Annotated in this window: 21 protein-coding genes; 5 read left to right on the plus strand and 16 right to left on the minus strand. The window is 40.2% G+C overall.

Annotation, left to right across the window (positions count from 1 at the left end; all coding sequences use genetic code 11):
• Positions 1–40 precede the first annotated feature (40 nt).
• The 8 genes from HMPREF1320_RS09635 to HMPREF1320_RS09670 form a co-directional block, all read right to left on the minus strand.
• Entirely contained in the window at positions 41–1,411 is a 1,371-nt protein-coding gene (locus HMPREF1320_RS09635) for an SLC13 family permease (RefSeq protein ID WP_009418548.1), read from the minus strand.
• A 39-nt stretch (positions 1,412–1,450) separates the two neighbouring features.
• Positions 1,451–1,981 (minus strand): mechanosensitive ion channel domain-containing protein, encoded by a 531-nt coding sequence (locus HMPREF1320_RS09640; protein ID WP_009418516.1) that lies wholly within the window; start codon positions 1,979–1,981, stop codon positions 1,451–1,453.
• Positions 1,982–1,987: 6 nt separating this feature from the next.
• A complete protein-coding gene (gene rny / locus HMPREF1320_RS09645) occupies positions 1,988–3,556 on the minus strand; it encodes a ribonuclease Y (RefSeq protein WP_009418514.1) in 1,569 nt (522 codons plus the stop codon).
• A 233-nt stretch (positions 3,557–3,789) separates the two neighbouring features.
• On the minus strand, positions 3,790–4,080 hold the full coding sequence (locus HMPREF1320_RS09650; RefSeq protein WP_009410520.1) for a cell division protein ZapA: 291 nt from the start codon (positions 4,078–4,080) through the stop codon (positions 3,790–3,792).
• A gap of 2 nt (positions 4,081–4,082) precedes the next feature.
• A complete protein-coding gene (locus HMPREF1320_RS09655) occupies positions 4,083–4,376 on the minus strand; it encodes a hypothetical protein (RefSeq protein ID WP_002674144.1) in 294 nt (97 codons plus the stop codon).
• A 344-nt stretch (positions 4,377–4,720) separates the two neighbouring features.
• Positions 4,721–5,467 carry a ThiF family adenylyltransferase gene (locus HMPREF1320_RS09660; protein WP_009418504.1) on the minus strand — a complete coding sequence of 249 codons (747 nt, stop codon included), beginning with the start codon at positions 5,465–5,467 and terminating at the stop codon, positions 4,721–4,723.
• Positions 5,468–5,635: 168 nt separating this feature from the next.
• Positions 5,636–6,058, minus strand: a complete 423-nt coding sequence (gene rpiB, locus HMPREF1320_RS09665; RefSeq protein WP_009418526.1) for a ribose 5-phosphate isomerase B — start codon at positions 6,056–6,058, stop codon at positions 5,636–5,638.
• Between the two features lie 21 nt (positions 6,059–6,079).
• On the minus strand, positions 6,080–7,210 hold the full coding sequence (locus HMPREF1320_RS09670; RefSeq protein ID WP_009418512.1) for a DUF4434 domain-containing protein: 1,131 nt from the start codon (positions 7,208–7,210) through the stop codon (positions 6,080–6,082).
• Between the two features lie 677 nt (positions 7,211–7,887).
• Here HMPREF1320_RS09670 and HMPREF1320_RS09675 point away from each other — a divergent pair.
• The 5 genes from HMPREF1320_RS09675 to HMPREF1320_RS09700 all read left to right on the plus strand — a co-directional run bounded on the left by HMPREF1320_RS09675 (position 7,888) and on the right by HMPREF1320_RS09700 (position 14,607).
• The gene (locus tag HMPREF1320_RS09675; RefSeq protein WP_009418496.1) at positions 7,888–8,838 is read left to right on the plus strand and encodes a PhoH family protein; all 951 of its coding nucleotides are present in this window, start codon (positions 7,888–7,890) and stop codon (positions 8,836–8,838) included.
• Between the two features lie 322 nt (positions 8,839–9,160).
• Positions 9,161–11,479 carry a TonB-dependent receptor domain-containing protein gene (locus tag HMPREF1320_RS09680; protein WP_009418542.1) on the plus strand — a complete coding sequence of 773 codons (2,319 nt, stop codon included), beginning with the start codon at positions 9,161–9,163 and terminating at the stop codon, positions 11,477–11,479.
• Positions 11,480–12,373: 894 nt separating this feature from the next.
• Positions 12,374–13,273: a sulfate adenylyltransferase subunit CysD gene (cysD, locus tag HMPREF1320_RS09690; RefSeq protein WP_002674358.1), complete on the plus strand. Its 900-nt coding sequence runs from the start codon at positions 12,374–12,376 to the stop codon at positions 13,271–13,273.
• A gap of 108 nt (positions 13,274–13,381) precedes the next feature.
• Positions 13,382–13,876, plus strand: a complete 495-nt coding sequence (locus tag HMPREF1320_RS09695) for a TlpA family protein disulfide reductase (RefSeq protein WP_009418499.1) — start codon at positions 13,382–13,384, stop codon at positions 13,874–13,876.
• Positions 13,877–13,941: 65 nt separating this feature from the next.
• Positions 13,942–14,607, plus strand: coding sequence for a DUF4377 domain-containing protein (locus HMPREF1320_RS09700; RefSeq protein WP_009418523.1), 666 nt, complete (start codon positions 13,942–13,944; stop codon positions 14,605–14,607).
• Between the two features lie 74 nt (positions 14,608–14,681).
• Here HMPREF1320_RS09700 and recA read toward each other — a convergent pair whose 3' ends face one another.
• The 8 genes from recA to HMPREF1320_RS09740 all read right to left on the minus strand — a co-directional run bounded on the left by recA (position 14,682) and on the right by HMPREF1320_RS09740 (position 24,104).
• Positions 14,682–15,851, minus strand: coding sequence for a recombinase RecA (gene recA, locus HMPREF1320_RS09705; protein ID WP_009418546.1), 1,170 nt, complete (start codon positions 15,849–15,851; stop codon positions 14,682–14,684).
• Between the two features lie 67 nt (positions 15,852–15,918).
• Positions 15,919–16,245, minus strand: coding sequence for a nucleotide pyrophosphohydrolase (locus HMPREF1320_RS09710; protein WP_002674362.1), 327 nt, complete (start codon positions 16,243–16,245; stop codon positions 15,919–15,921).
• A 105-nt stretch (positions 16,246–16,350) separates the two neighbouring features.
• Positions 16,351–17,250 (minus strand): gliding motility protein GldN, encoded by a 900-nt coding sequence (gene gldN / locus HMPREF1320_RS09715; RefSeq protein ID WP_009418520.1) that lies wholly within the window; start codon positions 17,248–17,250, stop codon positions 16,351–16,353.
• 13 nt (positions 17,251–17,263) lie between these two features.
• Complete coding sequence (gene gldM / locus HMPREF1320_RS09720; RefSeq protein WP_002674366.1) at positions 17,264–18,844, minus strand: gliding motility protein GldM; 1,581 nt, start codon at positions 18,842–18,844, stop codon at positions 17,264–17,266.
• Positions 18,845–18,880: 36 nt separating this feature from the next.
• Entirely contained in the window at positions 18,881–19,546 is a 666-nt protein-coding gene (gene gldL / locus HMPREF1320_RS09725) for a gliding motility protein GldL (protein WP_002674368.1), read from the minus strand.
• A gap of 58 nt (positions 19,547–19,604) precedes the next feature.
• Complete coding sequence (gldK, locus tag HMPREF1320_RS09730) at positions 19,605–20,981, minus strand: gliding motility lipoprotein GldK (protein ID WP_002674370.1); 1,377 nt, start codon at positions 20,979–20,981, stop codon at positions 19,605–19,607.
• 276 nt (positions 20,982–21,257) lie between these two features.
• Positions 21,258–23,384, minus strand: coding sequence for a prolyl oligopeptidase family serine peptidase (locus HMPREF1320_RS09735; protein ID WP_009418510.1), 2,127 nt, complete (start codon positions 23,382–23,384; stop codon positions 21,258–21,260).
• A gap of 126 nt (positions 23,385–23,510) precedes the next feature.
• The gene (locus tag HMPREF1320_RS09740; RefSeq protein WP_009418513.1) at positions 23,511–24,104 is read right to left on the minus strand and encodes an outer membrane beta-barrel protein; all 594 of its coding nucleotides are present in this window, start codon (positions 24,102–24,104) and stop codon (positions 23,511–23,513) included.
• Positions 24,105–24,476: the final 372 nt, after the last annotated feature.

Raw genomic sequence — 24,476 nt, forward strand, 5'->3', positions numbered from 1 at the left:
CGGTCTTAATAGACCGCTTTTTTTATTATCATTTTAACTATTATCTCCAAAAATAGTAGGCTACTACTGATATAAAGATAATACTAAGAATATTCAATACAAAACCTGCTTTTATCATATCGCGTTGACTTACCTTGCCCGTGCCGTAAGCTATGGCATTAGGAGGCGTAGCTACAGGCAACATAAAGGCACAAGAGGCTCCTATACCTATAATAAGCGAAAGACCCAAAGGATTAACTCCTAAGTTTTCAGCTACTGAGATGAAGATAGGCACTAAGAGAGCTGCACTGGCGGTATTGCTGGTAAATTCAGTTAAGAAAATGATGAAGGTGGCTACCATAAGTCCTATTACAAAATAGTTGCTATCAGCGATGAGGAACTGCACAGAGTCTACCAACGCCTTGCTTGCTCCCGATTGTGTAAGGATAACGCTTAGTGAGAGCCCACCTCCAAAGAGCATTAGCACACCCCAATCGGTGTTTTCTTGTATTTGTTTCCATTCGGCAACACCAAACAAACATACGAACACGGCAGCAATCATTGCTACCACTGCATCAAAGTCTTTGATTTTTTCGATACTTAAAAAAGAAGTGAGCGTTTCGTTGATTACATCACTAAATATCCAACAAAGGGCTGTGATAAGGAAGATGAGAATGGTGAGATACTGCTTGCCATTAAGCTTATCTACTGCACCTTCAGTAGAGGTAATTTTAATGTTAAGTTTTGGGCGGAAGACTACGTACAACGTACCAATCATCAAAGGCATTAAACCTAAGACTGTAGGCATACCATAGCGCAACCATTCTGAGAATGTGATATTCAGTTGAGAGGCGACAATGGCATTCGGTGGACTACCTACCAAGGTACCCATACCTCCTATACTCGCACTATAAGCAACCCCGAGTATCACAAAAGCATACGTACCTTTATTACTTTCGTAGTCGATGTTTTTGAGCAAACCCATTGCCAAAGGAATAATCATTGCGGCAGTAGCTGTATTGCTGATACCCATAGAGAGCAAAGCAGTAGCCAAAAAGAGGAAGAATACCGCTAACAGGAAATTGCCTCTGGCTATAGCAATCACCTTATGAGCGATGTACTTGTCAAGCTTTTGTACGCTCAGGGCAGTAGCAATAGCGAAACCTCCAAAGAATAGGAAGATTGTAGGGTTTGCAAAAGCTTGTAGGGCACTTTTGGTACTCTCTAAGCCCAAGAGTATTGCCAATACAGGAACTAAGAGTGCTGTAACGGTAATGTGTATGGCTTCGGTAAGCCACAAGATAGCTACAAAGGCAAGGAGTGCCAAGCCTTTATTTGTAGGCTCTTCATAAGGAAGCAACCCATAGAGCAAAAAGCCTACCGCCAATGCGATGGCTATAATCACGGAACGTTTGATGTAATTGGTCAGCATATATTAGGGTTTTTGTTATTAGCAAAGCACGTAAGCAATTTACGGTTTTATCTTCACCGCATATTTCTTTTCCGAAACAATTACAATCCCTTTTTGGAGCAAAAGATTATTCGGCAAACTTATCTGTTCGCCTTCTGTTGTTTTCAAAAGAGTATAGAAAGATTTTATATCGATTATTTTAGCCTCGATAGGATAATCTTTATCTAAAATCTTAATCGTATCACCTATTCTAAACGGAGAAGAGAAAAACACGATAATCCCCGCTGTAATATTGCTCAAAATCGACCATTGGGCAAAAAACGCTACCCCTATTACGGTAAGTATCGAAGTAACAAAAAGGAATAGCTGTTCGGTTTTTATTCCCCAAATAGAGACAATGGTAAGGATAGCTAGCGCATAAATAAAATAGTCTATATACTTCTTTACTAAATGAGTACGACTCTCTACGAACTCCGCTTTTTTTCCGAACTTATTGATGATGGAGTTCACCAAGTAACGCAAAGCAATAAAGACCACCAATGTAATGGCAGTAGCAATAATTTGATATAGGTAGTCTTGTATATAGTTCATATAACTTTACTTCGCGATATTCACAGCACGAGTTTCACGTATTACCGTTACTTTCACTTGACCTGGGTAGGTCATATCGGTTTGGATTTTTTGCGATAAGTTGAATGAAAGTTCTGCGGCTTTATCGTCGGTTACTCTTTCGCTTTCTACGATTACACGTAACTCACGACCTGCTTGGATTGCATAGGCTTTCTTCACGCCTTGGAAAGTGAAAGCAGCATCTTCGAGGTCTTTGAGACGTTGTATATACGAATCGAGTACTTGACGACGTGCTCCTGGACGAGCTCCACTAATAGCATCGCATACTTGTACAATAGGCGAAAGCAAGGAGGTCATCTCAATCTCGTCGTGGTGTGCCCCGATAGCATTGCACACTTCGGGTTTTTCGCCGTATTTCTCTGCCCATTCCATACCGAGGAGAGCGTGAGGAGTCTCACTTTCTATCTGCGGTACTTTACCGATGTCGTGCAAGAGTCCGGCACGTTTGGCGAGTTTAGGATTTAAGCCTAATTCGGCTGCCATTACGCCACAGAGTTTGGCTACCTCGCGTGAGTGTTGCAAGAGGTTTTGACCATAAGAAGAACGGTATTTCATACGTCCTACACATTTTACTAACTCGGGGTGCAATCCGTGAATACCGAGGTCAATCACGGTGCGTTTACCTATTTCTACAATTTCTTCTTCTATTTGTTTGGTAGTTTTTTCTACCACTTCCTCAATGCGTGCAGGGTGGATACGCCCGTCGGTTACAAGCTTGTGCAAAGAAAGACGTGCGATTTCGCGACGTACCGAGTCGAAGCAAGAGAGGATAATCGCTTCGGGGGTATCGTCTACAATGATTTCGACCCCAGTAGCTGCTTCGAGGGCACGAATATTGCGACCTTCACGACCGATGATGCGACCTTTCACTTCATCAGACTCGAGATTAAATACTGATACGCAATTATCTACTGCTTCCTCAGTGCCTATACGCTGAATGGTGTTGATGATGATTTTGCGCGCTTCTTGGTGAGCAGTGAGTTTGGCTTCTTCAATGGTATTTTGGATATAAGCCATCGCGTCGGCTTGAGCTTCACTGCGCAATGAATCGGTGAGTAGTTTCTTAGCTTCTTCGGCAGACAAGCCTGAAATAACCTCTAATTGTTGTACCTGACTTTTGTGTAGGCGGTCTATTTCTTCTTGTTTTTTGTCGAGGGTTTGCAAGCGAAAGTCGGCTTCTTCTGTTTTCTTTTCCAACTCATCTTTTAAGCGCTTATTTTGTGCCAATTCATTAGACACTTGCGACTCTTTATCGCGTATACGCTTCTCAGCCTCTGCCATTTTTTTATCTTTGGCAGTGATTGTTTTTTCGTGTTCAGCTTTTAGTTCAAGGAACTTCTCTTTTGCTTGGAATATCTTGTCTTTTTTGATATTTTCAGCTTCGGATTTAGCGTTTTTCAGAAGAACGTCGGCTTCATTCTTAGCGTTGAGAATGATTTTAGAGGCGTTCTTCTTTTCCAGCGATTTGGCGATAGCGAACCCTATGAAAAGGGCAATGATAAAAACTGCAATACTTATAATAACTGTACTATCCATCTTTGTTGTTTAAAAAATAAAATATTGATATAAAAAATGCCTATATTGATTAATATGTTTCACGTAAAACTCTGAAAAACAGGTTTAGGGATACTCAGTGGGGCAAGTATCCGGCAACTGAAGACCGGCACGCTTTAGCCGCTGTAACTCTCCCTTTTGTGAAATGTTAATGTTGAGTTTACCGAAAGGACAATCAATATAGGCAGTAAGTTTTCTATGTAAAGGAACGTGTTTTAACCTATTTGGTTTAAGGCGTTGTACACCTGTGCTAAGGTTTCTTTGAGGGATTCATCTTCGTGCGTTTCGTTGAGTTTGGCTTGTTCTATTTCTCTTGCCAAAGCGATAGCGCACATTGCTAAGCCATCTTGTTTATCGCGCAGTTCATAAACGGTTTCAAAATCTTGAATCATATCGTTTATCTTTTTAGCGGCTTTTCTAAATCCCTCTTCCTGTTGTGGAGCAATGGTTAAAGGGTATAACCTATCGGCTACCGAAAGTTTAATTCTCAATCCGTCCTGTTCCATTGCTATTGTTTAGTGAGCTGAGTGATACACGCATCGATTTCGCGAATGAGCGTATTGAGCTTCAATTTAGTTTCTCTTTTATTATCTTTACTGCCTAATATACGGTTGGCTATGGCGAGTGTTTCGTTCTTTTCTTTCAGTGTAGTGATAGTGCTTTCAAGCGACTGTTTCTCACTGCGAAGTTCTTCAATGGTTTGTTTTAGCTTGCCATTTTCTTCCCTAAGACTATTGAATTTGCTCTGTAAGACAATGGCTTTCTCTTCTAATAACGCTACCAACTTTTTTAAATCACTCATCAAACAGCGAACTTTGTATATTTGGGGCAAAAATACGCTTTCTTTTTAAAAAAAGCAATTTTTTTAGAAAATAAATGAAACTGAGAAATGTAAGATTTTCATAATCAATATAAAAAAGGACTTTTAAGTTTTAAAGAAAGTCATACCTCAGCGTTGTTATAAATGAAAATCACTTGATTGTATTATAAGTTGATGATTTTCTTTGCTTAGTTTTAACAAAGGGTTGAATTAACTTATTGATTATAAACCTCCCCCTAGCCCCCTCTTTGAGGGGGAATGTGTGACGCAAAAGCGACTATGAAATTGTAAATCAGAGACAATCATTTCTCAAACATTGATTCACATTATAAATTAACATTTTCTTTATTTTGTTGTTTTGCTAATAGGTAATTTACCGCAGTAGCAGCAGCGTGTAACCCAAAAGCGGCTGGCATAAAGCTAATGGTACCATAGAAAGACTTTTTATAGTCGAGACCTTCGGTGCGTTGCATAGAATCCTTGGAAACTATTTCGGAAGAGAATACGGCTTTTATACCTGAGTGAATACGCTCGTTTTTGAGCCGTTTGCGAATAAACTTTGCCAACGGACAGTTATACGTTTTCATCAGGTCGGTTACTTTTATTTGGGAAACATCGGTAGCACCTCCTGCACCCATACAACTCACGAGCTTTACGTGTTTGCGTTTAGCTGCAAGAATAAGGTTCAGTTTAGGGGTAATACTATCGATACAGTCGATGACATAATCGAAGTCAGGCGTTACGATTTCCCAAGCGCGCTCAGGGGTCAGGAATTCGTGAATGACGGTGAGTTTCAGCTCGGGATTGATATCCAAAAGACGTGCTCTCATCACTTCGGTTTTGGCTTGCCCTATCGTAGAATGAAGGGCGGGCAACTGGCGGTTGATATTAGAGAGGGAAACGGTATCAGCATCGACAATAGTGATAGCTCCTACGCCTGCACGAGTTACAAATTCGGCAGCATAAGAGCCTACGCCCCCTAAGCCTGCAATGAGGATATGGGCATTTTGCAAAGTGGTAATACCTTGTTGTTTAATTAAAAGCTCTGTACGTTCTAACCAATGATTATTCATATTATTTTTGGTCTACCGCAAATTATGCGGATAGGACGGATTGCGTAATGCTTCTTTTTAAATTTGAGAGCTACGCTTCTGTTTTTAAGGAAAAATCTTTTATACGTTGTACACTTTGCCAAAGGTGCGACTCGCCCCTTTGGCAAAGTGTAGCGACGCAAATGCAATTTAAATCTTCTTTACTCTTCTTTCGTGGCGACCGCCTTCAAAAGGGGTGTTGAGAAAGGTATTGGCTATATCTACGGCTTGTTCAATGGCGGTAAAGCGGGCGGGAATGCTCAGTACATTGGCATTGTTATGGGCACGGGCAAGAGCAGAGAGCTCTTTTGTCCAGCAAACTGCACAGCGGATGTGAGGGTGCTTATTGGCGGTCATTGCAATGCCGTTACCACTACCGCAAATCACAATACCAAGGTCGGCTTTGTTTTCTTCTAAGGCTTTGGCTACGGCGTGACCAAAATCGGGGTAGTCTACACTTTCAGAAGTATCGGTACCGCAGTTGAGTACTTCTATTCCTTTACTTTCCAGAAAAGCTACAATAGCTTTTTTATAATCGACTCCTGCGTGGTCGTTTCCTATGGCTATTTTCATTTTTTATAGTTAATTTTATTGTTATTTGTTTTTTATATATTGTTTGTAGGCTTCGCGTAGAGCATCGGCTTGGGCTTTATTGGGGCTTTGGGTGTACATATCGTCAAAATATGCAAAAGATACTACTTTGGTTACTTTGGGAATGGAGAAGGCGGTAGTGAGTTGTTGTTTGACTCTATCGAAAGTGGCGGGATGAAAAGGTACCTGACCATTAGGTGAGGCAAAGGTTTCGAGGTCTGACCAAAATACTCCTTTATAGTTTTTGTTTTCCTGAAATAGTCCGCGCTCAGCCGCTTGGTAGTACTCAGCAAGGCGGTTGAGGGTTACGTGTTGTGCCCCTACCCCATCTTGTAACATAATGATTTCTAAATTACTCTTAGCGAGTTCAGCCATAAAGTGTTGCAACTGTTCGGGAGACGAAAGTGCACTATTCCAAAAGGCAGCAATTGAAACGGGTTTGTTATTCAGCTGGTGCAAACGATTAGAGATGCGGTCTATAAATTTTTCTCTGAAAAGGGCTATCTTATCATCGGTATTATAAGCATAAGGCTCGGGTTCGTGTGGAATATACCACCCTTTGAAGGCTGGGTGAGTACCAAACTGGCGTTGGATATCTTCAGCAATAGCAATACAATAATTGGCTTGAGTTTGTAGCCACGACGCATCGGTTTGGTGTTGCCAATAACTTTCATCAAAGAGCAAGCCTATGTGTACTTCTATGCCTTTACGCTGAGCTGAGACGAGGATTCGTTGTAGGGTAGGTTTAATTTTGGTGGTAGTAAAGTTATTGTTTGAATCGAACCAAGTGAGGTTATTAGAAGGATTTATATATCCTATGTATTGCACGATGAGGGTGTTCATCCCCAAGTCTTTAATTTCGCCTAAAAAATTGTCCCATTGAGCCTCGCTCCAATCGCCTTTGTTAAAAAGCTGTATGAAGGTACCTGTAAGTATCTTTTTATCGGAAGGGGAAGGGGTAGGCGGATTAGGTTGTGGATTGGGCTGCGGGTTAGGTTGCGGGTTAGGGTTGGGTTGTGGAGTGGGAACAATAGGGTTGTTGGGGTTGGGGGTTGGTTCATCGGAGTTGCTTTTGCTACAAGAGACTGATAGCAAAGCACCAAAAATGGTGAGGAATAAAATTAATTTTTTCATCTTATTTAATATTTTTTTGCAAAGGTAAGAAGTAATTAGGAAATGAGAAAATTGGAAAATGAGAAAATTGGAAAATGAGAGAATTAGGAAATGAGAAAATGAGGTAAATGCCAATAATGCCAGAAATACCAGAAATACCAGAAATGCCAATAATACCAAACAATCAACTTTGCCAAAGTTTGAAACTTTGGCAAAGTGTGTACCCCTAAAAGTGACATATCGGAGGATTCGGAAGGAAACGGAGAAGAACGGAAGAGAGCTGAGAGAAGTTTTGGTGAAAAAAAGCTGTAAGATGGGTGGGGGTAGCTTATAGAGAGCTTATAGGAAGCTTATACGAATCTTGGACGATTGGTATAGAAAGGGTGTGTAAAAAATTGATTCATAATATAATACAACAGCGCTAAAAATGGGAAAAACGGGGTTTCGAGGCGAAAGAAAAGGAATCCTCACCCCGTCCCTCTCCCAAGGAGAGGGGGAATGTAGCGATGGAAAAAGGGGAAGAGATAATTAGAGAATTAGTAAATTAGAGAGAGACTTAGGGAGAGCTGTCGGACAGGACAGAGGGTGCGGACTTATCTAACGAGTGATTTGCTTATTAACAAATTGGCTAATTGACAATTTTTTCATATCTTTGCCAAAACTTTTAACTCATACCTCTTAACTGATAACTAAATAAAGTGAACGAATTAAACTTAGAACTTACTGACGTGAGCGCCCAAGTGTTTTGTGGCGAAGACGAAAATAATATCAAATACATTAAAACGCTCTTCCCGAAGCTAAAAATCGTAGCACGGGGGTCTAAACTTATTGCCTTTGGCGAAGAACATTTGCTAAAAGATTTTCAGAAACAAATGGAAAAGCTTATCGCCTATTGCGCGAAATACAATCGCTTAGACGAGCGCACTATCGATAGTATTCTTTCGGCTACTAGTACTGAGAAGAGCGAAAAAGTGCGCGAAGAGGACATCATTGTGCACGGCGTGAATGGCAAAATCATACGTCCGCAAACCCCTAATCAAGTAAAATTAGTAGAGCTGATGCACCAAAACGATATGGTATTTGCCGTAGGACCTGCCGGTACGGGTAAGACCTATGTGGGCGTTGCCTTAGCCGTAAAAGCTCTTAAAGAAAAACAAGTGCGTAGGATTATCCTCACTCGTCCGGCAGTGGAAGCAGGCGAGAATCTCGGCTTTCTTCCTGGTGACCTCAAAGAGAAACTCGACCCCTATATGCAACCCCTCTATGATGCCTTGCGCGATATGATTCCCCACGAAAAGCTCAACGCCTTTATTGAGGCAGGAATCATAGAGATTGCCCCTCTTGCCTTTATGCGCGGGCGCACCTTAGACAACGCTTTTGTAATTCTCGACGAGGCACAGAACACCACTCACGCCCAGATGAAGATGTTCCTCACCCGTATGGGGCGCAATGCCAAGTTTATGATTACCGGCGACCCTGGACAAATAGACCTCCCCCGCAAAGTTTCCTCCGGACTTAAAGAAGCGATGCTTATCCTTCAAAAAGTACGGGGTATCGCCTTCCTCCACTTAGACGACAGAGATGTTGTGCGTCACCCACTGGTACGCAGTATTATAGAGGCTTATAAGACGATTGAGAACAACGAATAGTCGTAGCACGACAAGCAATTTTTGCAGTATAAACTTTGAAGTTTGAATTAGCTTGTCGTGCTACGACCTTTGGCAAAGTTTTTTACTTCTTATTCCAACCTTTTTGAAAATTCTTCGTTTATAGAGCAGAAAGTGAAAAATATTAGCTTTCTTCTTTAAAAAATAATCAAGAAAAGATAATTGATAATCAGCGTAATGAAAAAATAATGATATCATAACGCTATTTTTATGGTACTTTGTATTGCATAATACTTTTATTTGTTATATCTTTGCGCCGTGAAATTAATTAGTTTATATTTAGTAACCAAAAACCATACAAACAATGAAAAAGATTATTCTATCACTGCTATTAGTTGTAACTACCTGTAGCTTTGCACAATCTTCTTTTAAAGGAACCTTGTTGAATACTGAAAAAAAGCCTGTGAGTACTGCCAATGTACTCCTAATGACTCTCCCCGACTCTACCCTCGTAAAAGGGGCAATAAGCAATCAGCGAGGTGTTTTTGAACTACCCAATGCCGCTGAGGGTAAAAAGGTGGTTATCAAAATTACGCATTTGGAATATCAAACGGTGGTATTTACGCCCTCAGGGAGCAACTTGGGCACCATTGTTTTGACCCCTGCTACCAATCAGTTAGGAGAAGTAGTGGTAACGGCACATCGCCCTATCTTAGAACAAAAGGGTACGCGCATCAGTACCAATGTGGCGCAATCGACCTTGCAGAACCTCCCCAAAGCCGAAATGCTTATCAACTTCTTGCCTGGGGTGAGCACTTCCTACACCGGTGGAGGTTATGAGGTGTTTGGCAAAGGCAATCCTATCTTCTATATCGATAACCGCAGGGTGCGCAATTTAGATGAGGTGAATCAGTTATCGCCCAAAGATATTGAGAGCATAGAGCTGGAAACCCAACCTGGTGCAGAACACGACAATACGGTGGGTGCGGTAATTTATATCAAACTGAAAAAGAAACAAGGTGATGGACTGAGCGGCTCTGTAGATAGCGATGTTTACTTAGTAAAAAAAGGCTCTTCGACAGAGAGTTGGCTCAACCTGAACTATCGCAAAGGTAAAACCGACTGGTTTACTACCATTGGCAACTTCAACAACTTCAACAAGAAAAATGCCGACCTCTATCAGGTTTTGCAAGTGCATACCCAAAGTAATGATTGGCGCGTAACGAGCGACGAAACTAACAGGAGTAATGCCAAAGGAATAAACGCTAAAATAGGGGTAGCTCACGAGATTTCGGACAAACATTCCATTGGCGCAAGTGTGAGAGGAAGTTTAGAGCCTTTTAGCGGACATCGGTTTAGCACCCAAGAGACTGCTACCTTCAAAAATAACCTCCTTACCGCCAAAGGGCTCAATGAATACGACCGCTTTAGCCAAGATAAAAAGTTAAGCATTAATGCTTATTACGAAGGTAAACTTACCGACAAACTGAAACTGCAAACCGATGTAGATTATATCGGTCAGCGTTCCGATAACACTTCCGATATTGTGGAGCGCAACCTTCTCACCGCTACCTCTCGCAATGTGCACACCCATTCCGATGCTGCTTCCGATTGGTGGGGACTCAAAACTACTTTCTTACAAACCCTTGGCAAGGGCGCTATAAACTATGGCGTAGAAGCAAGCGACCTGCATCGCACTGAGGACTATACCGATAATGTGCTTTCGGCTTCGGATATTAAGAATACCGAAACGCGTTCGGCTGGTTTTGTGAGCTTCTCTTACCCTATCAAAAAGGTAAATTTGAAACTCGGTACGCGTTACGAGTACGCCGACTTTGGTTATTACGAAAACGGACAAAAGAGCCCCGTAAAAAGCAAGACCTACCGCGATTGGTTACCCAATATTTCTATCGCATTCCCTTGGGATAAAACTCAACTGACCTTTAGTTATGCACGCAAAATTAAACGTCCGGCTTTTTATGAGCTCAGCGATTACAACACTTATAGTTCTCCTTTCTTGTACAATCGTGGAAACCCATATATTGTGCCTCAGCTTACTGATGAATGGAATGCCTTGGCTACTTATGGTCCTATTTCGGCTTCGGTAAGTTATTCGAATATTCACAAGGGTATTTATTCCGATTACCAACTCTCAAGCATCAATCCCGATGCCGTTGAGAAAACCATTCGCAATTACGATGATTTTAGCGTACTGAAATGCGTACTCAATGCGCAAACCCAAATAGGCAAATGGATGCCTAAGCTTACCCTTACTTACGGAAAGCCTTTTGCAAGTAATGTGTTTTACACCAATAAAGGTAGGTTTATGGTAGAATGGATGAACCAAATCACCCCTACTGAAAATTGGTTAATCTTAGCGATGTTTATTTATGCAAGCAAAGGTTCAAACCGAGAAGCCTACGCCTACAAAGATATGAGCGGAATAGTCGTAGGGGTAGCCCGTATGTTCTTCCACCAATCGCTTACGGTGTATGCTGTAGTTTTTGACCCTTTTAACGGTCTCAATGAACACACACGTGTACAAAATTCGTACATTAGTAATAGTACTGCTCAGAATTACAGTAATATAAGTTTTAAAGTAGGGTTGAGCTATAATTTCAACACCACCCAAAGCAAGTATAAAGGACAAGGTGCGGGAGAAGAAGAGAAGAACCGATTGTAATGAGGAAATTAGAAAATGAGAAAATGGGGTGTGAGGTTGTATTAGAGGAATGAGGCTGTGCCTCAGAAATCAAACAAATTTTAAACAAAATCAAGGCTACGCCTTGTAAACCAGCGGAGAGATTGTTAGTTTGTTCAACTTTGGCAAAGGTGCGAGCCGCACAGGCAGTCGTAGCACGACGGGCAATTAACTTTGGCAAAGTTTGAGATGAAAAAGCGATGTGTTGAGACTGTTAGGGGTGTTCGGAAGGAAACGGAAAAGTTCGGAAGAGGAGAGATAGAGTTTTTGATGGAAAAAGGGTGTAAGGAGGGTGGGGTTAGCTTATAGAGAGCTTATAGGAAGCTTATACGAATCTTGGACGATTGGTATAGAAAGGGTATATAAGTGATTGACTCATAGTATAATACAACAAGGCTAAAAATGTTAAAAAAGAGGTTTCGAGGCGAAAGAAAAGAGAAGAGGCACTAGGCCTTAGGCCATAGGCAATAGGGGGAGTATGACGGAAAACCAAAAGTGACCTCTCCCTTTACACATACTCCGCTTTTGCGGTGCACATACCCAGCTATCGCTGGCTACCTCAATGAGGGGGAATGTAGTGACGGAAAGGGGAAGAAATGACGAATGAAGAATGAAGAGTGACGAGTGGTGATGTGGATTTCCTTTAAAGGGGGAATGTAGTCACGGAAAAGGAGAAAAGAGCAGAAAACAATTGTTAAAAGGTAGTATATTTTTGAAATCAAAAAAAATGTACTACCTTTGTGCTTTCTAAGTTACGTTAGTTATCATAATACTGTTTTTGCTGATAAGGGAAATAAAGACGGCTATGTACACGAACAAGAATATTTATAAAACATATATTAACCCTTAATTTGGGGTTCTAACTAATCAACAATCGTGAATAAAGAACATTTAAAACAATTAGAAGCTGAAAGTATTTACATAATGCGCGAAGTAGCGGCGCAGTTTGAGCGTCCTGCCTTGCTTTTTAGTGGTGGTAAGGACTCTATTACCTTGGTGCACTTGGCAATGAAAGCCTTTGCTCCTATGAAGATTCCTTTCCCTTTGGTACATATCGACACGGGTCATAACTTTCCCGAAGCTCTTGAATATCGCGATGCCCTTGCTAAACGCATAGGTGCGGAACTGATTGTGCGACAAGTAGAAGACACTATTAAAGCGAAAGGACTTACCGAGCCCAAAGGTAAATTTGCTTCTCGTAACTGGTTGCAAACACACACTTTATTGGACACTATTGAGGAGTTTCACTTCGACGCCTGCATAGGAGGGGCGCGTAGAGATGAAGAGAAAGCACGTGCCAAAGAGCGCTTCTTTTCAGTAAGAGACGAATTTGGTCAGTGGGACCCTAAATTGCAACGTCCGGAGCTGTGGAACATCTACAACGGTCGGATACAGAAAGGCGAAAACGTGCGGGTGTTTCCTATCTCGAACTGGACGGAATTAGACGTATGGAATTATATTCAGCAGGAGAAAATAGCGCTTCCTTCTATCTATTTTGCGCACAATCGCGAGGTGATTGAGTACGAAGGTAGACTTATTGCGGTGTCGCCTTTTATCCAGATAGATGAAAACGATACTATCCTAAACAAGCGTGTGCGCTATCGCACGGTAGGTGATATGACCTGTACTGCTGCCGTAGAGAGCAATGCAGCGACTCTTGAAGAGGTGGTGAATGAGATTACTGCTTCGCGTATTTCGGAACGCGGTGAGACCCGCATAGATGACAAAGTAACAGAAGCGGCGATGGAAGACCGTAAAAAAGGAGGATATTTTTAATGATTAGTGGTTAGTAGTTAATTCTGATATGAAGAATTGCTTGTCGTGCTACGACTTTGGTCAGGTTTTTGTATGAGCAAAGACAATAACTAAAAAACAAGATTACAAATGAGAAAAAGATTTTTATTTACAGCCTTAGCACTTTTCTTTTTGGCAACTGCGGAATCCTTTGCACAAGCGTTGCAACGCCATAACCTTGTACCTGAAATTAACTTACCACAGCCTAATGGTGAAAAGTTAGCGTTATCTTCATTACGTGGTAAATATGTGCTGGTAGACTTTTGGGCTTCGTGGTGTATGCCTTGCAAGAAGGAAAACAAATACCTCAAACAAGCGTATAAAGAGTTCAAAGGGAAGAATTTTGTAATTCTATCAGTATCGATAGATAGACCTAAGGATAAAGACGCTTGGCAGGACGCTATCAAAATAGAAGGAATGGTGTGGCATAACGTGTGGGACAACGATGGCAAAACCGCTGAGAAATATGGAGTAACGAGTATACCTGCGCCTTTTCTCATAGACCCGGAAGGAAACTTATTGTCGCAAGGAGATAACCTAAGAGCTAATGATTTAATGAAAACGCTGAAGAAATACATCAAATAGTTGCAGCGCGACGGGTGTTTTTGTTATATTGAACTGACGTTAAAAAAATATATAAAATATTTGCAATGAAGAAAATCAAGTTTATGATGCTACTGAGCGTAGCAATAGGATTGGGGAGTTGCTCTACCAGTACCCAAGCGGTATATTGGGTAAATAGCTCCCAAGTAGAAAGCAGTGCAGGAGCTGGCAAAATGCAATGCTTGCAAGTGTACAAAGGTGATAATTTAAGTAAAGCACAATGGGAGGCTTTTTGTGCTCCTATTGAAGGTTTTACCTTTGAAGAAGGCTACTTTAAAAAGATAGAAGTAAGCGAAAAACCACTGAAAGACGTCTCCGCCGGTGCACCAAATATTGCTTATACTTTGGTGCGCGAAATAGAAAAGGTGAAAGACTCTCGGTTTGATTTGCAAGGCGAATGGAAACTGGTGAGTTTGGGAGAAATGACTATCACTCCTGAGGCACAGCCTACATTAAAACTCAATATCAGTGAAATGAAGGTGAACGGCTCTGACAGCTGTAATACCTTTATGGGAAGTATTGAAACCCTCACCGATAAAGAACTTGTATTTGGTGATTTAGCTTCTACACTAATGCTTTGTGCAGAAAAAATGGAGGTTGCTGATGCTTTTGGTATGGCTATGCAAAAGGTAAGACAATACCAGCTAAAAGGAGACCAACTGTTGCTTACCGATAAGCAAGGAGGCGTACTCCTTACTTTTGCAAAGAAATAGTTGTTTCAATTATTAAAAAAGAAAGGCTGTGCAGAACGCTCTGCACAGCCTTTCTTGATTATATTGGTGTTTAACTAATCTTCTTCTTCGTCATAGGTATCGGCTTCATCGTATTCCTCTTCAGAATACTCAGGTTCTACTACCTTTTTATCTTTTGCCTTAGTACTCTTTTTACCTTTTTTAGGATTAGAAGAGAGTTCATTATGTTTAAGCCATTCGCGCAGTTCTACTTCTATTTGTTCAGCTATTTCTGGATTGTCGTTAAGCATTGCAATAGAGGCATCACGTCCTTGACCTAATCGGGTGCCTTTATAGCTATAAAAAGCACCGCTTTTATCTACGATATCAGCCTCAACGCCTAACTCAAGAAGTTCAGCAGACTTAGAGATACCTAAGCCAAACATAATATCGAAAGTAGCGGTTTTAAAAGGCGATGCTACTTTGTTTTTAACTATTTTCACCTTGGTTTTATTACCGATGATTTCGCCATTGCTGTCCTTAATAGCAGCACTTCCTTGAGGTCCTCCGTCTTTACGGATATCTATACGCACAGAAGCATAAAATTTAAGTGCATTACCCCCTGTAGTAGTTTCGGGGTTCCCAAAAGTAATACCTATTTTATCACGCAACTGATTGATGAAAATAACGATACATTTTGCTTTGCTAATACTACCGGTGATTTTGCGTAAAGCCTGAGACATTAGTCGGGCGTGAAGCCCCATTTTAGAGTCTCCCATTTCGCCATCAATCTCACCTTTGGGAGTAAGTGCTGCCACCGAGTCGATTACTACGAGGTCTACTGCATTGGAACGAATAAGAGCATCAGCAATTTCAAGAGCTTGTTCACCACTGTCAGGCTGAGTAATCAATAGATTTTTAACATCTACACCTAAGCGTTGTGCGTAAACAGGGTCGAAAGCGTGTTCCGCATCGATAAAAGCAGCTGTCCCTTTAGCTTTTTGTACTTCGGCGATAGCGTGCAGTGTAAGGGTGGTTTTACCAGAAGATTCAGGCCCATAAATTTCGATTACGCGCCCTTTAGGATATCCACCTACGCCCAAAGCAGCATCGAGCCCGATAGAACCGGTAGAGTAAACTTCTACGTCTTCGACAGGATTATCGCCTAAGGCACGTACAGTTCCTTTGCCATAGGTTTTGTCTAATTTTTCTAAGGTGAGTTTTAGAGCTTGTTTTTTAGCCTCTTCTACACTCATTTCCTTGTTATCTTTTGTTGTTTTAGCCATTTTATACTACTTGTTTTAATAGGGCAAAGATACAAAATCTAATGATAAATACAATAATGTAGCGTAATTATTTTAGTTTTTCATTATTGTGATGACGGTCGTGGTCACGTTGTGTTTTTTTTAGCATCTTCTTATCGAAAGCCTCTTGCAAGTCAATCCCTGTTTGGTTGGCTAAGCAAAGTACTACAAATACTACATCAGCGAGTTCCTCGCCTAAATCTTTGTTTTTATCACTTTCTTTCTCGGACTGTTCTCCATAACGGCGAGCGATAATACGGGCAACCTCTCCTACTTCCTCAGTGAGCTGTGCCATATTGGTAAGTTCATTAAAATAGCGAACACCGTGTTCTTTTATCCAATTATCAACTGCTAATTGTGCATTTTTGATATCCATAGTTTACAAATTTATTTTCTATTAAAAAACTGCTTTAAAAGAGCATTGCTTTTGATAGCAACGCTCTTTCAAAGCAGTTTAAAGAATATTTCTGTGAATTTAAAATTAGTTTGTCCACATATCTTGCTCTCTGTCGCGAATTTTCTCTTTAATTTTGTCAGCTTCTAACAATTGGAAGAGTGCATTATCAGGGAGGAATTCCTTGATTTTTCTGTCGCCGTATACATTCGCCTCTTTAAATATCACGGAACTGAACATTCGTGCATTTAAAACGTGGTCGAAGGAGACAGGGCGAGCGTCATTCTTCCTATTAAAGGTTTTCGCTTCGTGCAAAATATCGCGTACTTGCGGATAAAATACCCAGAATAGAGGTACTAATGCCGACATAGTAGAGTCATCAGAATCTATAAAGTTTACGTCGGGAGCTACAGGAGCTAACGCGAGCAAACGATATTTTAATTCACCTTGGCGTTTGTCGAAATACCAAATACCTCTGATGTGGTACTGAGCGATATCTGCAGACTCTAAGTTTCTATGAGTTACATATTCAGGAGAAAGAGCTTCACCTGCGTTAAGTTGCTCATAGCCTACATCTAAAGTATCTACTTTTGATAGTGATGCTTCTATTGACTCTGCTGTTTTTGTTTGAGTAAAATAAGAATCTACATAGATGTCTTGAATTTTGCCATTCTTGATGTTCTTTAAAAGTACATCATACAGTGAGCGACGATAAGCATCTATTTCCAAGGTATCGGTAGGGAAAAGGAGGGGAAAGTTAGCTCTCTCATTGAGGTCGATTACTTCCCATACCTCTACTGACCAAAGGATATCGCGGTCGTCCACATAGCCATAAGGTAGTGGTTTGTCATTATCAGCTTCTATTCGAGCTTCAGATTTAACACCTATATCGCTTGCTACTTTTGCGTTTAAGATGTTTACCTGAGCTTTGGAGAGCTGAAATGCAAATACTGAAAGCAATAATAATATTATATTTTTTACGTGCATAATAATGTTTGTCTTAGTTTGTTATTTCAACTACGATTGGTGATACAGGAGGCAATCTGAGGTCAGAGTTACCGATGATACTTGCTTTCACGTCAAATATCTGAATTTTATCACCACGTTTAGCTCTTAGAACAGCTGCTCTTGCTTGTTCGTTCATTCTACTGCCTTTCACGTATACACTTGGTTGTCCTGGAATGAACACTTTAAATTCGTTTACTTGTAGTTTCAAGTCGAAGTCGAAGTCTTCCAAAACAGCCATCACAGGCATTACAGATACGTTTGCTTTTGGTAATTTAGCATTTCCTATTTGTCCGCCCAAGCTGGTTACAGCACGTGGGATATTTTTAATACGGAACATTTTAGAAGAGCTGAATTTTTGTCCTGCAAGCTCACCTGTTACGTGAATAGTAACTTCTCTACCTTGCCCTGGACGCATTACCCAAGCACCACTACCACTCGCTTTAGATAAACCAGGTGCTGATGCTGAAATTTTGTTATCAGGTACACCAGGCATAGAAATAGTGATAGGGTTAGCAACACCACGATACACTACGTTCATCTTATCAGCTGAAATAACGGCTGAGTTTGGTTTAGGAATCACAGAGAAAGATTGTGCTACAGGCACAGCAATACGTTTTCCGTCTTGGTCGAAGTACAAGTTACCTGTAATTTTGTGATCACCTGTATTACCTGCTGAAATGTTTAATTTCACACGACCATCTTCAATAGTGTATTCACTTGTTCCTAACTTTCTACCATCAATAGCGATGTCTACTTCATTAGGACGTGTAGTAGCGTCTTTTCTACCCAATACGATAGAACCATCGAATTTCTCACCTTGATAATACGCTCCTTTACCTTGTTCAAGCAAAGTTGTATAGTTAGTCATTGAAACTTGTGATTTCAAACTACCTGCCAAAGCTGTATCAAAAAATTCTTGTTGAGTAGTTAAGATGTCTGACTGCATCATTGAGAGTTTTGCTAAAGTTGCAACGTAAGGGAACCCTTCAAAGTTAAAATTTAACCATTTTACGGTTCTGCCTTCTCTATTCTTTACATCGTCAGTATTAAAGTTTACGCTTACTTTATCGGCTAAAGCTTTATAAGCTGGATTATCTCCCAATACTTTTAATACTCCTTCGCGATAGGTTTTCATTTTTTCAATGAATTCACTTGCGTGAGCTTTAGCTTGTGCTCCCTCAGCAAAGAAATAATTGTCAGTAAAATCTGACTGATCCATTGCCTGATAGTTTCTTTGATTTACAGGAATGTCTTTTTGACCAATTACATCTTCTACTTTGGTTTTAATATCTTGGATATAGCTGTACAATCCATCGGAAAGTTCCTTTATTTGTTTAGATTGTTCATATATCTCACCATATTGAGCTTGATTCTCATTTGCTTTATTTGCTAATTCGGCTAAAGCATTAGATGTGCCTTCATTAGCTCTTTTGTTTGATGATTCAAACTTTTGATTCACTAACCCGAATGCATCTAGTACTTGCTTGCCCATATTCAATGCGATCATTGCAAGGAATACTAAGTACATCAGGTTAATCATCTTCTGTCTAGGACTTAATTTTCCACCTGCCATAAGCTATTTTTTTAATAAGTTAATAAATAATTACTCTTATCGTGCGCCGCCCATTGCAGATAACATTCCTCCATAGATAGTGTTCAAAGATCTTAGGTTGTCTTTAAACGTAAGCATTTGCTGATTTAATGAATCTAAGTTATCAACAACACCTGCTTGTGCAGATACTTGTCTTTCTGTTCTTTCCAATTGTAGTTTGTAAAGGCTGTTCAATGACTCTAAGTTTGATGCTGCTGCTGAAAGCTCTTCACCATATTTGTGAGTAGCCACCATCGTATTAGCCACTGGAGCGATTTCTTTACTTGCTTCTGCAAAGTTTTCAATAGATCTTCCTAATGAACGCATCATATTCGCATCAATACGAGCCTCTGCTAAAATACCATCTAATTTTTGTGATAATGATTCTCTAAGAATCTTATCTTCTCCTGACTGTAAAGCCAAAGCTCCTTGGCGTCCTGATGGAGCACCTCCTTTTAGCTCAGGATAAACCAATGACCAATCGAACTCTTCATCTATTGGTTCAAAAGCTGAGAAAAAGAAGACGAATGCTTCTGTTCCCATCCCTACTGCTAACAATACGCCACCGCTGATACCTAAGATATCCACGTGCAAAATTTTGGCTAAGGCACCGATAATTACAACTGAGGCACCTATACCATAAACCATATTAAACAATTTCTTTGTTGATCTACTTCCTGCCATAAGACTTTTTTTTATTTGTTAAATTTATTAGTTAATTTGTTTGATTTTTCTTTTAATTCTATCTGTATCCTCTTGCTGATTTAGCTTGTTGTTTGTCGCTGATACCCATAAAATCTTGTACGGTACGGAACCCTATATAACTACGGGCTGAGTCTTGGTACTCGTAATCACGGGTATTTACTTGCAACATAAAGGCAACGTCTTTCCAAGAACCTCCACGTATTACTTTACGGTGATTCTTGTCATCAAGTACGTTAGGATTCATTGTAGACATATATTCATATGAATTGGGGTCATATGAGGTGTTTGTCCATTCTGATACGTTACCTGCCATATTGTAAAGGTTGTAACCATTAGGTTCGTACGACTTAGCTTCTACGGTATAGAGTGCATTATCAACAGCATAGTCACCACGCATTGGTTTAAAGTTTGCAAGGAAACAAGCTCTATCATCATAGGTATAAGGACCTCCCCAAGGATAAGTACCTCCTGGCAGACCACCACGTGCTGCGTATTCCCATTCCGATTCAATTGGCAAACGGAAAGAGTTTACTGTGTAATCACCTTTTGATTTTTGATAAGAGTTTTTGTTAAGAGTACGCCATTCACAGAAGGCTTTGGCTTGAATCCAGCTAACGCCTACCACAGGATAGTCGCCATAAGCTTCGTGCCAAAAATAGTCGTTGTGCATTGGCTCGTTATAAGAATAGTTGAAGTCGCGAATCCATACAGTAGTATCAGGATATACTTTCACGATTTCCTCTTTAATGAAGTCTTTACGGTTACCGCGAGTACGAGCGGCTTTATCCATATCAAGCCATTGATATTTAAACTCGAACTTCTGAACGTCCATAATGCGTTTGCCATTGTAAGCTTCTTCCTCGGGCAAATACATTTTGTCCATTACTTCCGAGTAGTATTCATCTGGGAATTTATTAGTGTCCCAAATAAGTGCTACTTTCTTGTTCAATTTTCGTGCTTTTTGGTCGCCATATGTGTTTTGAAGATACTGCTGATAAGCATTCATCTTCTCGGTGTTCGCATCTAAGTATGCGTATTCACCGATACCTCCACTGCCTTGGGTCTGACCGGTTTGTTCCGCCATTTCAGCTAACTGAGTACGGATAATTGAATCGCGAACCCAATTCACGAACTGGCGATACTCACTATTTGTGATTTCGGTTTCGTCCATATAGAACGACCCCACGCTCACAGTTTTCACTGGTGCGTTAAAACTCGCAGTTTTATCATCATCGGAACTACCCATAATGAAAGAACCACTCGGAATAAGCGTCATACCGTAAGGAGCGGGCTGTTTCCAGCTCTTCCCCTTAACACCTACAAGCTCTCCTTTGCTGTCGCCACCGCCACGCTTACACGCAGCTAGTACTAATAGTACAAGTAGCATTACAAATATTCTTCTTGCCATAAACATTGTTTAAATTCACATTTAATTAGGGCGCAAACGTACGCATTTATTTTATACACACAAAATTTATTCAACAATATTTTTCAATAACCTATAAACTTTAACACTATTTTTACATTTTAACCCCTTTTACCCCTTGAAATGTAAAAAAAAAGTAAAAGAATGAGTTTACTTTTTACCCTATTTAATACTTCTTTTGTAAACACTTTTGGCTACTAAATAGTATAAAAAGCTGTGTAATATTGTTACGAAGCTATTTTCTTTTTTCCTCTCCCCTACTCTTTATCGGAGTGTTTTAATCCCCATATTCCAAAGAGTGAATGCTTGCAAATCGGCGTTTTGCTCTATAGTTTTGCTCACTGGTGTCCCTGCTCCGTGCCCTGCGTTAGTCTCTATTCGTATAAGAATAGGGTTGTTGCCCGTTTGTTTAGCTTGCAATTCCGCAGCAAATTTAAAACTGTGAGCAGGTACTACTCTATCGTCGTGGTCTCCTGTTGTTATAAGGGTAGCAGGATAAGCTACTCCTTGTTTTACATTGTGTAAGGGTGAATAGGCTTTTAAGTATTCAAACATTTCTTTGCTATCATCAGATGTGCCATAATCATAAGCCCACCCCGCTCCTGCAGTAAAAGTGTGATAACGCAACATATCGAGTACACCTACTGCGGGTAAAGCTACCTTAAACAGGTCGGGGCGTTGTAACATAGTGGCTCCTACCAAGAGTCCTCCGTTAGAGCCTCCTCTGATAGCAAGGTATTGGGGAGAGGTGTATTTCTCTTTTATAAGATATTCAGCAGCTGCTATAAAATCGTCGAACACGTTTTGCTTTTGCATCTTAGTGCCTGCATCGTGCCATTGTTTACCGTATTCCCCTCCTCCGCGTAAGTTAGGAACAGCATATACACCCCCGAGTTCTAACCACACCGCATTGGCAACACCGAATGTAGGCATCAAACTGATATTGAACCCTCCATATCCATATAATAAGGTAGGATTTTTACCGTTGAGTTTGATTCCTTTTTTATAGGTAATCATCATTGGTATTTTAGTGCCGTCTTTAGAGGTATAAAACACTTGCTTAGATTCGTAGTGAGTGGCATCGAAAGCAATAGCGGGTTTCCAATAGAGTTCAGTAGCTCCTGTTGCCAAATCCATTTTGTATATTTGGGTAGGATATGCGTAATTGGTGAAACTAAAATAGGTGTGTGTTTCATCTTTTTTAGCATAAAAACCTCCCGCACTACCTATACTGGGGAGCTTCACTTCGCGAATGAGTTTCCCCTCGTAGTCGTATTGTTTTACCTGAGAAAGAGCATCTACCATATATTTAGCAAATAGATATTTGCCTGCGGTAGTAATACTGAGCACATTCTTGGTTTCAGGAATAACATCTTGCCAATGCTCTGGCTGTGGATTTTTAAAGTCTACTTTCACTAAGCGACCATTAGGCGCATTGATATTGGTTTCTAAAAAGAGAGTTGTGCCTTGGTTATTTACAAATCCTGTATCTCCATCGAAGTTGTTGGTAATAGTTACCAAAGAAGATTTAGGATTAGATAAATCTTTTACAAATAGTTTATTACCTGAGGTCGCATTGGCAACCGAAATGAACAGATATTTCCCGTCATTGGATACTGTGCCCGACACATAACGATATTTCTCAGCTGGTGTGCCACCAAAAATGAGCTTATCACTCTTTTGAGATGTGCCGAGTTTGTGATAATAAAGTTTGTGCTGGTCAGTTTTTGCTGATAGTTCACTCCCTTTGGGTTTGTCGTAGCTGGAATAGAAGAAGCCTTCATTGCCTTTCCACGCTATACTACTAAACTTTATATCTACTAAGGTATCACCTATTGCCTTTTTAGTTTTCGCATCGAGCACTATCCCTTTTCTCCAGTCGCTACCGCCTTCTGAAATGAGATAAGCTACTAACGAACCATCTTCGGAGAAAGCGACGTCTCCTAATGAAGTTGTTCCATCCTTAGAAAAAGTATTCGGATTTAAGAAAATTTCTTCTTTGCCTTCTTTATCTTTGCGATAGAGCACCGATTGGTTTTGTAAGCCATCGTTCTTGTAATAATAGGTATAATCGCCTTCGGTAAAAGGAGCGCTCAATTTCTCATAGTTCCAAAGTTTCTCGAGTTTCTCTTTTATTGCTTGTCGATAGGGTATTTTAGAAAGATAACCAAACGTAAAATCGTTTTGCGCTTTTACCCACTGAGCGGTTTCAGCAGAACGGTCATCTTCGAGCCAACGGTAAGGGTCAGCCACCTGAGTGCCAAAGTAAGTATCGACGGTATTATCCATACGCGTTTGAGGATAGTTCATCTTTTCGTCGTTAGTGTTGTTAGGGTTTTGGTTGCAGGCTACTAAAAGAAGTAGTGCTACGGAGAATAAGGAATGTTTCATATTATAATTTATTAGTAATGTCTATTAAGAATATAGGTTCGCTATTATCTATAAAAAAGGGTGCCTAAAAATATTGCTATTTTTAAAACACCCCATATTCTTAATTTAGTTATAAAATCTCTCAGCTTAGAAAAACAAAGCTACCCCGATACCAACACCGAAGTTGCCTATTCTCGTTTCTGCTTTATTGTCTTGTTTGTTCTTCAAGTTCATATAGTCATAACCTACATAACCTGTAAGAGCAGCACCTTGGTTTACAAAGTAAGCCATACCTCCTTTTACTCCTAATGCCAATCCTCTTGTTTTATCACTATTACTATCTCCTGCTGAAGCCCAAGCATATCCTACTTTTGCTCCTACAAAAGGTGCTAAGTTGCCACCGATAGGAAAATAATAATGTGCATTAGGAGCTATAACGAACGCAGAAGCTGTTCCCTTTGTTTCTGAACCTGCTACAGGTTTCACTTTGGTAGTAGTACTTTGGTACTCTAAACCTAAACCTACTGCTAAATTATTAATTACAAAATAATTCAAATTAGGTACAAACTTAAATGTATTTTGCGTTTGTACATTACCTGATGTCCCGTCATAACGAGGTGTTTCTTTAACAGAGTTAAATGAAAGAGCCAAGTCAGAGCCTACCATCCAGTTTCCTTTTTCAGTTTGTGCGTATGTAGCGCTTGCAAAAGCAACTGCTACGATTAATAAAAATTTTTTCATACTATTCTATATTTTTATTGTTATTAATAAGGCAAAGGTACAACTTATTTTCGAATGTGCAAATTTTTTTAAAGAAATTTTTCGTTTTGTTTTAACTTTTAGAATGGTTATGCCATAATATCTGTTCAAAATGTAATTCTAATTCTTAATCTCCTTTGCAGTATACACTTTGCCAAAGTTAATAACCCGCCGTGCTACGGCTACCCGTGTGTCAACACCTGTCCAACAAGTCTAACCAGCAAAACGAGTGACATTAGTAGATAGCAACACTATAAACTCAATCAATGTTCAACTATAATTTAATTAACCTTCATTGTAGAGCCACTGTAGAGCCACTGTAGAGCCACTGTAGACCCACTGAAAACCCACTAT

The organism is Capnocytophaga sp. oral taxon 335 str. F0486 (genome assembly GCF_000277665.1).
In the GTDB taxonomy this organism is placed as follows: domain Bacteria; phylum Bacteroidota; class Bacteroidia; order Flavobacteriales; family Flavobacteriaceae; genus Capnocytophaga; species Capnocytophaga ochracea.